This window comes from Streptomyces sp. NPDC002232 (assembly GCF_042890295.1).
Taxonomy (GTDB): Bacteria; Actinomycetota; Actinomycetes; order Streptomycetales; family Streptomycetaceae; genus Streptomyces.
Genome location: NZ_JBIARV010000006.1, coordinates 706,258 through 716,972 on the forward strand (window position 1 = coordinate 706,258; position 10,715 = coordinate 716,972).

8 protein-coding genes and 4 tRNA genes are annotated in these 10,715 nt (G+C 71.5%); 6 read left to right on the forward strand and 6 right to left on the reverse strand.

All coding sequences use genetic code 11. From position 1 onward, the window contains the following. Nucleotides 1–203: 203 nt before the first annotated feature. From ACFYXU_RS31450 to hrpA, 3 genes are all read right to left on the reverse strand, one after another. Entirely contained in the window at nucleotides 204–458 is a 255-nt protein-coding gene (locus ACFYXU_RS31450; RefSeq protein ID WP_389461089.1) for a DUF6274 family protein, read from the reverse strand. 126 nt (nucleotides 459–584) lie between these two features. Continuing rightward, nucleotides 585–658: transfer RNA gene (locus ACFYXU_RS31455), tRNA-Asp, on the reverse strand. Nucleotides 659–778: 120 nt separating this feature from the next. Continuing rightward, nucleotides 779–4,750 (reverse strand): ATP-dependent RNA helicase HrpA, encoded by a 3,972-nt coding sequence (hrpA, locus tag ACFYXU_RS31460; protein ID WP_376511457.1) that lies wholly within the window; start codon nucleotides 4,748–4,750, stop codon nucleotides 779–781. 111 nt (nucleotides 4,751–4,861) lie between these two features. On the opposite strand from hrpA, the gene ACFYXU_RS31465 reads away from it, so the two are divergent. From ACFYXU_RS31465 to ACFYXU_RS31475, 3 genes are read left to right on the forward strand one after another with little or no spacing between them, the layout of a single operon-like run. Next, entirely contained in the window at nucleotides 4,862–5,326 is a 465-nt protein-coding gene (locus ACFYXU_RS31465) for a hypothetical protein (RefSeq protein WP_389461091.1), read from the forward strand. 60 nt (nucleotides 5,327–5,386) lie between these two features. Further along, on the forward strand, nucleotides 5,387–6,109 hold the full coding sequence (locus ACFYXU_RS31470) for a DsbA family protein (protein WP_389461093.1): 723 nt from the start codon (nucleotides 5,387–5,389) through the stop codon (nucleotides 6,107–6,109). Beyond that, complete coding sequence (locus ACFYXU_RS31475) at nucleotides 6,106–6,939, forward strand: cytochrome c biogenesis CcdA family protein (RefSeq protein ID WP_329856273.1); 834 nt, start codon at nucleotides 6,106–6,108, stop codon at nucleotides 6,937–6,939. Before ACFYXU_RS31470 ends, ACFYXU_RS31475 begins: the two co-directional genes overlap by 4 nt. Nucleotides 6,940–7,057: 118 nt before the next feature. On the opposite strand, the gene ACFYXU_RS31480 is transcribed toward ACFYXU_RS31475, so the two are convergent. The 3 genes from ACFYXU_RS31480 to ACFYXU_RS31490 all read right to left on the reverse strand — a co-directional run bounded on the left by ACFYXU_RS31480 (nucleotide 7,058) and on the right by ACFYXU_RS31490 (nucleotide 7,340). Next, nucleotides 7,058–7,131: transfer RNA gene (locus ACFYXU_RS31480), tRNA-Phe, on the reverse strand. A 22-nt stretch (nucleotides 7,132–7,153) separates the two neighbouring features. Next, nucleotides 7,154–7,227 (reverse strand) — tRNA-Asp (locus ACFYXU_RS31485). A gap of 40 nt (nucleotides 7,228–7,267) precedes the next feature. Beyond that, a tRNA-Glu gene (locus ACFYXU_RS31490) sits at nucleotides 7,268–7,340 on the reverse strand. Nucleotides 7,341–7,467: 127 nt separating this feature from the next. Between ACFYXU_RS31490 and ACFYXU_RS31495 the strand changes: the two genes are divergently transcribed. The 3 genes from ACFYXU_RS31495 to ACFYXU_RS31505 form a co-directional block, all read left to right on the forward strand. Beyond that, nucleotides 7,468–7,818 carry a metallopeptidase family protein gene (locus ACFYXU_RS31495; protein ID WP_030496497.1) on the forward strand — a complete coding sequence of 117 codons (351 nt, stop codon included), beginning with the start codon at nucleotides 7,468–7,470 and terminating at the stop codon, nucleotides 7,816–7,818. Between the two features lie 175 nt (nucleotides 7,819–7,993). After that, entirely contained in the window at nucleotides 7,994–8,599 is a 606-nt protein-coding gene (locus tag ACFYXU_RS31500; protein WP_376511465.1) for a hypothetical protein, read from the forward strand. 198 nt (nucleotides 8,600–8,797) lie between these two features. After that, nucleotides 8,798–10,715 (forward strand): DEAD/DEAH box helicase (locus tag ACFYXU_RS31505; protein WP_389461095.1); only part of this gene is annotated, 1,918 nt, incomplete at its 3' end.

Below are 10,715 nucleotides of genomic sequence, written 5' to 3' on the forward strand. Positions count from 1 at the left end.
CTTTTTTGTGCCCGCGGGGCGCCCCCTCCGGGTCCCCGCCGGCCCTCGAAGAGTGGTGCAATTGCACATATTAAATCGGGCTGGTGTAGGGCGGGTGTAAGTGCGGAGGTTTCTGAAACGGTTTCAGTGACTCCCGTCACACCCGTGAGGTCTTGCCAAGAAACAGCCTGCCACTTCCGGGATCGCTCCCAACCCGCCGTTGGTCATGGGTCGGTGGGACTTTCGTCCTCGGCTTCCTCGGCTCCCACGCGCCCCTCGCCCGACCGCTCCGGCTCGTCTGGGTTCTCCGGCTCCTCCGGCTCCTCCGGCTCCTCCGGGTCCGGGAGCTCCATGGCGAGCCTCAGGAGGCGATGGCAGACCACACAGTGGCGCGTGAGGTGTCCGTACCGCGAAGCGGCCGCCAGATGGGCGCGCAGCAGCGCGCGGGTGTCGTGCCGTGCTGCGGACGCCGCGGCCATGCGCGACCACCTCCGGTGTGGGCCCCCGATTCCCTGAAGTCCGGGGTACCGGCGGGCGTGCGGCCCCGTCAAGACACGGGAACGCAACGAAGGCCCGCATCTTCCGATGCGGGCCTTCGTGACAAGCGACTCTGACGGGACTTGAACCCGCGACCTCCACCTTGACAGGGTGGCGAGCTAACCAACTGCTCCACAGAGCCTTGCTCGCAGCCCCTCGTAAGCGGCTGCGAGCAAGACTGTACAGCAGGTCAGGGGGTGCGGTCGAACTGACCGGCGGCGAGGACCCGCGAGGGGCGCCAGCGCCGCCGGCGAGCGGCCCGCTACGGGGCCGCCGCGTCGATCGCCTTCACGATCCGCTTGTCCGAGACGGGGTGCGCCGTGCCCAGGGCGTGCGCGAAGTAGCTCACCCGCAGCTCCTCGATCATCCAGCGGATGTCGGTGACCTCGGACGGCACCGGGCGCCCCTTCGGGAGCTGTTCCAGGAGCCAGGCGTACTCGTCCTGCATCTCCTGGACCTTCTCCATCCGGGTGGTGTCCCGCTGGACCCCGGTGGGCATCTGCTGGAGCCGCCGGTCCACCGCCACCAGATAGCGCATCAGGTCCGGCAGCCGCTTCAGGCCCGTCCGGGTGACGAAGCCGGCCGGCATCAGCCAGGCGAGCTGTGCGCGCACGTCGGTCAGGTTGTTGATCAGGGCCAGGCTGTTCGTCGACTTCAGCCGGCGCTCGCACGCCTGCCAGGCCGCCAGGATCTGCTGGACCTGGCCCACCGTCCGCACGGTCGTGTCGACGAGGTCCGCGCGGACCTTGTCGTACAGCTTCCGGAAGGACTCCTCGTCCCACGCCGGGCCGCCGTGGTCCGCAATGAGCCGGTCGGCCGCCGCGGTGGCGCAGTCGTCGAAGAGGGCCTGGATCGAGCCGTGCGGGTTCGCGGACAGGGCCAGCTTCTGCTGGTTGGTCAGCTTGTCCGAGGCGAACTTCGCCGGGTTCACCGGGATGTTCAGCAGGATGAGCTTCCGGGTGCCCCGCCACATCGCCTGCGCCTGCTCGGCCTCCGAGTCGAAGAGCCGTACGGCCACGGAGTCGCCCTCGTCGACCAGCGCCGGGAACGCCTTGACCGGCTGGCCGCCCCGCTTGGTCTCGAAGACCTTGGTGAGCGTCCCGATCGTCCAGTCCTTGAGGCCCGTGCGCTCCAGGGAGGGCCCGGAGCCGTCCGGGCCGCCCGTCGCCGCCGCGGCGGCCTTGGAGAGCGCCTGACGGGCCTTGGGGCGCAGCTTCAGCCGCAGCGTCTCCAGGTCCTTGTCCTCGGCCAGCTTCCGTCGCCGCTCGTCGACGATCCGGAAGGTCACCTTGAGGTGCTCGGGGACCTTCGCCCAGTCGAAGTCCTCGGCCGTGACGGGGACGCCCACCATCCGCTGGAGCTCCCGGGCGAGCGCGCCCGCCAGCGGCTCCTGGACGGGGACCACGGAGTCGAGGAAGCGGGTCGCGAAGTTCGGCGCGGGGACGTAGTGGCGGCGGATCGGCTTCGGCAGGGAGCGGATCAGCTCCGTGACGACCTCGGCGCGGAGCCCCGGGATCTGCCACTCGAAGCCCTCGTCCGTCACCTGGTTGAGCACCTGGAGCGGGACATGGACGGTCACGCCGTCCGCGTCCGCGCCCGGCTCGAACTGGTACGTCACCCGGAACTTCAGCGCGCCCTGGCGCCAGGAGTCCGGGTAGTCGTCCTTGGTGACGCCGGCGGCCTTCTCGTTGATGAGCATCTCGCGCTCGAAGTCGAGGAACTCCGGTTCCTCGTGGCGCTTGTGCTTCCACCAGGAGTCGAAGTGGGCTCCGGAGACGACGTGCTCGGGGACGCGCTTGTCGTAGAAGTCGAAGAGCGTCTCGTCGTCGACGAGGATGTCCCGGCGGCGCGCCCGGTGCTCCAGCTCCTCGACCTCGGTGAGGAGCTTGCGGTTGTCCGCGAAGAACTTGTGGTGGGTGCGCCAGTCGCCCTCGACGAGCGCGTTCCGGATGAAGAGGTCGCGGGAGGTCTCCGCGTCGATCCGCCCGTAGTTCACCTTGCGGTCGGCGACGATCGGGACGCCGTACAGCGTCACCTTCTCGAAGGCCATCACGGCCGCCTGGTCCTTCTCCCAGTGCGGCTCGCTGTACGTCTTCTTCACCAGGTGCTGCGCGAGCGGCTCGATCCACTCGGGCTCGATCCGGGCGTTGACCCGGGCCCAGAGCCGGGAGGTCTCCACCAGCTCGGCGGACATGACGAACCTGGGGGGCTTCTTGAAGAGCGCGGAACCGGGGAAGATCGCGAACTTGGCGTTGCGGGCCCCCAGGTAGTCGTTCCGGGTGCTCTCCCGCTTGCCGTCCTTCGCGCCGTCCTTGGACTCCTTCACGTCCTTCAGGCCGATGTGGCTCAGCAGGCCGGAGAGCAGCGACACGTGGACGGACTGCTCGGGCGCGTCCTCCTCGTTGAGGTGGATGCCCATCTGCTTGGCGACCGTCCGCAGCTGGCTGTAGATGTCCTGCCACTCGCGGATCCGCAGGAAGTTCAGGTACTCCTGCTTGCACATCCGGCGGAAGGAGCTGGAGCCGCGCTCCTTCTGCTGCTCGCGGACGTACCGCCACAGGTTGAGGAAGGCGAGGAAGTCGCTCGTCTCGTCCTTGAAGCGGGCGTGCTGCTGGTCGGCCTGCGCCTGCTTCTCCGAGGGCCGCTCGCGCGGGTCCTGGATCGACAGCGCCGCCGCGATCACCATGACCTCGCGGACGCAGCCGTTCCGGTCGGCCTCCAGGACCATCCGGGCGAGCCGGGGGTCCACGGGCAGCTGGGAGAGCTTCCGGCCCTGCGGGGTCAGCCGCTTCTTGGGATCCTTCTCCGCCGGGTCGATCGCGCCGAGCTCCTGGAGGAGCTGCACGCCGTCCCGGATGTTGCGGTGGTCCGGCGGGTCGATGAAGGGGAACTTCTCGATGTCGCCGAGGCCGGCGGCGGTCATCTGGAGGATGACGGAGGCCAGGTTCGTCCGGAGGATCTCCGCGTCCGTGAACTCCGGACGGGTCAGGAAGTCGTCCTCCGAGTACAGCCGGATGCAGATGCCGTCGCTCGTACGGCCGCAGCGGCCCTTGCGCTGGTTGGCGCTGGCCTGGCTGACCGGCTCGATCGGCAGGCGCTGCACCTTGGTGCGGTGCGAGTAGCGGGAGATGCGGGCGGTGCCCGGATCGATCACGTACTTGATGCCGGGGACGGTCAGCGAGGTCTCGGCGACGTTCGTCGCGAGGACGACCCGGCGGCCGGAGTGCGCCTGGAAGACCCGGTGCTGCTCGGCGTGCGACAGCCGGGCGTACAGCGGCAGGATCTCCGTGTCGAACAGCTTCTTCTTGGTGAGGGCGTCCGCCGTGTCGCGGATCTCGCGCTCGCCGGACAGGAAGACCAGGACGTCGCCCGGACCCTCCTTCTGGAGCTCGTCGACCGCGTCGCAGATCGCGGTGATCTGGTCCCGGTCCGACTCCTCGGAGTCCTCCTCCAGGAGGGGCCGGTAGCGGACCTCGACCGGATAGGTGCGGCCGGAGACCTCGACGATCGGCGCGTCGCCGAAGTGGCGGGAGAACCGCTCCGGGTCGATCGTCGCGGAGGTGATCACGACCTTGAGGTCGGGGCGCTTCGGGAGCAGCTGGGCCAGATAGCCGAGCAGGAAGTCGATGTTGAGGGACCGCTCGTGGGCCTCGTCGATGATGATCGTGTCGTACGCGCGCAGCTCGCGGTCCGTCTGGATCTCGGCGAGCAGGATGCCGTCCGTCATCAGCTTCACGAAGGTCGCGTCGGGGTTCACCTGGTCGGTGAACCGGACCTTCCAGCCGACGGCCTCCCCGAGGGGGGTCCGCAGCTCCTCCGCGACGCGCTCGGCGACCGTGCGGGCGGCGATCCGGCGGGGCTGGGTGTGCCCGATCATGCCCCGGACGCCCCGGCCCAGCTCCAGGCAGATCTTCGGGATCTGAGTGGTCTTTCCGGAGCCCGTCTCACCGGCGACGATCACGACCTGGTGGTCGCGTATCGCCTCCAGGATCTCGTCCTTCTTCTGCGAGACGGGCAGCTGCTCGGGGTAGGTGACCGCGGGCACGCGGGAGGCGCGCCCGTCGACGCGCTCCTTGGCCTTGGCCGCCTCGGCGGCGATCTCGTCCAGGACGGCCTCACGGGCCTCGGGCTTGCGGATGCGGCGGGCGCCTTCGAGACGGCGGCCGAGCCGGTGGGAGTCCCGCAGCGAGACCTCGGCCAGGACGGACTGGAGGGCGGCGAAGGAAGTAGACATACGGGATCCAGGATCGCACCTGCGGACGAGAAGCGGCGAACCGATTTACGAAGGGAGCCGGGCGCCGGTGCGTAGTATTCCGGGCATCTGGCCCGGCCTGAGAGGTTTCGCATGTTCCGCACCACCCGCGCGACGGCGGCGTTCGCCGCGTTGCTGGGACTGGTGCTCGGCCTCCTGGTCTGCGGCGCCTCCGTGAGCCCGGCGTCCGGGGCCGCCCCGGTCGTGTCGGGCGCCTCGGGAGGCGCCTCCGTGAGCCCGGCTTCAGGCGCCGCCCCGGTCGTGTGGGGCGCCTCGGGAGGCGCCTCCGTGAACCCGGCTTCCGGCGCCGCCCCGGTCGTGCTCGGCGCCCCGGTGCCGGGCTGCGACCCCGGGCACCCCGCCGACGAAGGGGCCCCGGGCCCCGTCGTACCGCCGCGGGCGCACGGCTTCGCCGAGCTGCTGCCCGCCCTGGCCGCCGACCGGGTGCCGCCCGGCCCGCGGCAGCCGGACCCGGGCGGTCCGGCCGTGCCGCCGGGCCCGGAGCCACCCGCGCGCGTGCCCCCGTCTCCCGTGGAGCTGTCGGTCCTGAGGGTGTAGGCGGGACGGTTCGTCCTCCGCCGTCCCTCACCTCCCTCACTCCTCCAGGAGCGCTTCCGCATGTCCAGGACCAAGCCCGTCGCCCTCGTCTCCGGGGTGGCGGCCGCCGCCGTGCTGCTCGGTGTCGTCTCGTACACCGCCACCAAGCCCGCCTCGCCGGGCGCCTCCGGCTCCTCCTCCGTCGCGGAGGTCTCCGCCGACCCCTCCGCCGGCGTCTACGCCGAACTGGAGGCGTACGCCCGGCGCGACGCCTCCGACCGGCTCGCCCTCGGCCGCGCCGACGCGCCCGTCGTCCTCATCGAGTACGCCGACTTCAAGTGCGGCTACTGCGGGAAGTTCGCCCGCGACACCGAGTCCGTCCTGGTGAAGAAGTACGTCGACGCCGGCACCCTGCGCATCGAGTGGCGGAACTTCCCGATCTTCGGCGAGGAGTCGGAGGCCGTCGCCCGCGCCTCCTGGGCGGCCGGACGGCAGGGCCGCTTCTGGGAGTTCCACCGGGCCGCCTACGCCGAGGGCGCCAAGGAGAAGGGCTTCGGCGAGGACCGGCTCGCGGCCCTCGCGAAGGAGGCCGGGGTCCCCGACGCCGCCCGCTTCGCCCGGGACACCGACGGGGCCGCGGCCCGCGCGGCCGTCCGCGCGGACCAGGAGCAGGGGTACGCGCTCGGCACCACCTCCACCCCGTCCTTCCTGATCAACGGCCGCCCGATCGCGGGCGCCCAGCCCCTGGAGACCTTCACGGAGGCCATCGAGGCGGCGGCGAAGACGGCCAAGGCCAGGCCGTGACCTCGGGCATCGGCTACTTCGCCGCCTTCCTCGGCGGGCTGCTCGCCCTCCTCAGCCCGTGCAGCGCCCTGCTCCTGCCCGCCTTCTTCGCGTACTCGATCGACACGCGCGCGAAGCTCGTGGCCAGGACGGGCCTCCTCTACGCGGGCCTGGCCACCACCCTGGTCCCGCTCGGCGCGGCCGGCTCGCTCGCGGGGCGGTTCTTCTACGGCCACCGGGACCTGCTCGTCACCGCGGGCGGCTGGCTGATCATCGGCCTCGGCGTCCTCCAGATCCTCGGGCTCGGCTTCCGCTCCCGCCGGATCGCCGAGGCGAGCGGCCGCATCCGCCCCACCTCGGCGCTCTCGGTCTACGCCCTCGGTCTGGTCTACGGCCTGGCCGGCTTCTGTGCGGGCCCCATCCTCGGCAGCGTCCTGACGGTCGCGGCGCTCAGCGGCAGCCCGGCCTACGGCGGGCTGCTCCTCGCCGTCTACGCCCTCGGCATGGCCGTCCCGCTCTTCGTCCTGGCGCTGCTCTGGGACCGGTACGAGCTGGGCCGGCGCCGCTGGCTGCGCGGCCGGCCGCTGCGGATCGGGCGCTTCGAGGTGCACTCCACCTCGCTGCTCTCGGGCCTCTTCTTCCTCGGCCTCGGCACGCTCTTCCTGGTCTTCGACGGGACGACCGCCCTGCCGGGCCTGCTGTCCGTGGACGACTCCTTCGCCGTCGAGGAGCGGGTCGCCGCGCTGGGCCGGTCGGTGCCGGACTGGGCGCTGCTCGCCGGGATCGTGGCGGCGGTGGCGGGGGGACTCGCGCTGCGGGGCCGCGGGGCACGGCGGAGCGAGGAGGGCTGAGCCGTACGGGGAAGGGGCGCGGACCCTTCCCCGTACGGGTCTCCTCGGCGTCCCCGTACGGGTCTCCCCGGCGGAACACGAAGAAGGCCCCGTTCTTTCGAACGGGGCCTTCACTCTGTGGCTGGGGCCGGGGTCGAACCGGCGACCTATCGCTTTTCAGGCGATCGCTCGTACCAACTGAGCTACCCAGCCACGAAGCTGTTTCCAGCTTCAGCGACTCTGACGGGACTTGAACCCGCGACCTCCACCTTGACAGGGTGGCGAGCTAACCAACTGCTCCACAGAGCCTTGCTTGTGTGTCCGCACTAGTCTCGCACACGGTACTGCGTGCCCCCAACGGGATTCGAACCCGTGCTACCGCCTTGAAAGGGCGGCGTCCTGGGCCACTAGACGATGAGGGCTAGAGGCTCACCTGCGCACTTCTCAGTGCGTCGGGGACGTGAGAAGCATATGGGATCCCTGCCGCTATCGCCAAAACGGTTTCCCTCCACAGGGGGGAGGCGCTCCCGGGCGGGGGAGAATGGGTGCGTGCTGGAGATGACGCGCGAGGAGTTCGAGGAACTCGTCGCCGAGGCCCTGGACCGGATCCCGCCGGAGCTGACGCGGCTGATGGACAACGTCGCCGTGTTCGTGGAGGACGAACCCTCCCCCGACGATCCCGAGCTGCTCGGCCTCTACGAGGGGACGCCGCTCACCGAGCGGGGCGAGTGGTACGCCGGTGTGCTGCCGGACCGGATCACGATCTACCGGGGGCCGACGCTGCGGATGTGCGAGTCGCGCGAGGACGTGGTCGCGGAGACCGAGATCACCGTCGTGCACGAGATCGCCCACCACTTCGGCATCGACGACGAGCGGCTGCACGCGCTCGGCTACGGCTGAGGCTCGGGCCGCTTCTGGCGTGTCCCTTGTGGTGCCTGGGGAGTTGGGCAGTGCGACGCGTTCCGTTCCTGCCTGTTGTGTCCCTGGAGGTGCCCCCGTGCGCCATTTGCCCACCCCGGTGAGATGGGCCGCCACCGCGCTGGCCGTCGCGGCCTGTGCCGGTCTGAGCGGCTGTATGAGTGTGAGTGACGAGGGGGCGAAGCCGGCGCCCGGCGCGTCCGGGGCGAAGCACGGCGCGGCGGCCGGGACCGACGACGGCGGCGGCGCCCAGGGCGGCGACGGCGGCTCCTGGGGCGGCTCGCAGGACCGGGGCGGACCGGCCCCGGCCGGTGCGGGCAAGGAGTCCCCGGTGCCCAGCGGCTCGCCGTCCGGCACCGCGAAGCCCTCGGCGGGCACGGTGCCCGCACAGGGCCCGGGCGGGACCGGGGGGCCGTCGAAGTCGCAGCCGGCCGGTGGCGGTCACGAGGTGCCGGGCGGCGGCCCGGGCTCCGGCGGGAACGGCGGGGGCACGGGCGGCGGCGGGAGCGGCGGCAGCGGCGGAGGCGCCGGGGGTACGGACGGGGGCGGCTCCACGCCCACGCCGGAGCCGACCGTGCCGAGTCCCGAGCCGACGCCGGAGCCGACCTCCAACCCGACGCCGGAACCGACCCCGGAGCCGACGTCCAACCCGACCGATCCGCCGCCCTCCGGGACCGACACCCAGATGGGTGAGATGCGCGCGGCGGACGCGTCCGAAGCACCCCCGGAGCCGGCGGCGTCCCCGCAGGTCGGACCGGTGTGACGGAGTCCGATTTGCCATAGGTGGGGGAGGGTGCGTATGGTGGTAGATCGTTTGATCCCATTGCCCGGCGCCGACACAGAAGAGCGCCGCGTGGCGCGTACTCTCCCTAGCCGTGGCTGACCGCATTGAGGCGGTCGATTTGCGAAATCACGGAGTTGACGGGCGCGTGCCGAGACTCCGGAAGGTTTCGCATTTCGCATGTCCATTTTCAGTTCTGACCACGCCGTCATGCCCGAGAACGACGAGATCGTCGAGGCCGTAGCGGCCGACGAGATCATCGACATCGTCGAGCTCGAGGCCGACGACACCGCCGAGGCGGCCGTCGAGGAGGCCGTCTCGGACGAGCCCACCATCACCTTCGGCGACCTCGGTCTGCCCGAGGGCGTCGTGCGCAAGCTCGCCCAGAACGGCGTCACCACCCCCTTCCCGATCCAGGCCGCGACCATCCCGGACGCCCTGGCCGGCAAGGACATCCTCGGCCGGGGCCGCACCGGCTCCGGCAAGACCCTCTCCTTCGGTCTGCCGCTGCTCGCCACCCTCGCGGACGGCCACACCGAGAAGAAGAAGCCCCGCGGCGTCATCCTCACCCCGACCCGTGAGCTCGCGATGCAGGTCGCGGACGCCCTCCAGCCCTACGGCGACGTCCTCGGCCTCAAGATGAAGGTCGTCTGCGGCGGCACGTCCATGGGCAACCAGATCTACGCCCTGGAGCGCGGCGTCGACATCCTCGTCGCCACCCCGGGCCGCCTGCGCGACATCATCAACCGCGGCGCCTGCTCCCTCGAGAACGTCCAGATCGCCGTCCTCGACGAGGCCGACCAGATGGCCGACCTGGGCTTCCTGCCCGAGGTCACCGAGCTGCTCGACCAGGTCCCGGTCGGCGGCCAGCGCCTCCTCTTCTCCGCCACCCTGGAGAACGAGATCGACAGCCTGGTCAAGCGCTACCTGGTGGACCCGGTCACGCACGAGGTCGACCCGTCCGCCGGTGCCGTCACCACGATGACCCACCACGTCCTCGTCGTGAAGCCGAAGGACAAGGCGCCGGTCACCGCCGCCATCGCCGCCCGCAAGGGCCGCACGATCATCTTCGTCCGCACCCAGCTGGGCGCCGACCGCATCGCCGAGCAGCTCCGCGAGTCCGGTGTGAAGGCCGACGCCCTGCACGGCGGCATGACCCAGGGCGCCCGCACGCGCACCCTGGCCGACTTCAAGGACGGCTACGTCAACGCGCTCGTCGCGACCGACGTCGCCGCCCGAGGCATCCACGTCGACGGCATCGACCTGGTCCTGAACGTGGACCCGGCCGGCGACCACAAGGACTACCTGCACCGCTCGGGCCGCACCGCCCGCGCCGGCCGCTCCGGCGTCGTGGTCTCCCTGGCCCTGCCGCACCAGCGCCGCCAGATCTTCCGCCTCATGGAGGACGCGGGCGTCGACGCCTCGCGCCACATCGTCGGCGGCGCCGGCGCCTTCGACCCCGAGGTCGCCGAGATCACCGGCGCCCGTTCGCTGACCGAGGTCCAGGCCGACTCGGCGAACAACTCGGCCAAGCAGGCCGAGCGCGAGGTCGTCGACCTGACCAAGCAGCTGGAGCGTCTCCAGCGCCGCGCCGTCGAGCTCCGCGAGGAGGCCGACCGCCTGGTGGCCCGCGCCGCCCGTGAGCGCGGCGAGGACCCGGAGGCCGCCGTGGCCGAGGTGACCGAGGCCGCCGAGGCCGAGGTCGCCGCCGCCGCCGTCGAGGCCGAGCGCGCCGCGAAGGCGGAGGAGCGCCGCGAGGAGCGGTCGACCTTCCGCGACGAGCGGGGCAACTTCGAGCGCCGCGACCGCGGTGACCGTGGTGGCTTCAACCGCGACGACCGCGGCGGCTTCCGCGGAGGCGACCGCGGCGGCTTCCGTCGTGACAACGACCGTCCGTCCGGTGGCTTCCGTCGTGACGACCGTCCGTCGGGTGGCTTCAACCGCGACGACCGTGGCGGCCGTTCTTTCGAGCGTCGTGACAACGACCGTCCGTCCGGCGGTTTCCGTCGTGACGACCGTCCGTCGGGTGGCTTCAACCGCGACGACCGTGGCGGCCGTTCTTTCGAGCGTCGTGACAACGACCGTCCGTCCGGCGGGT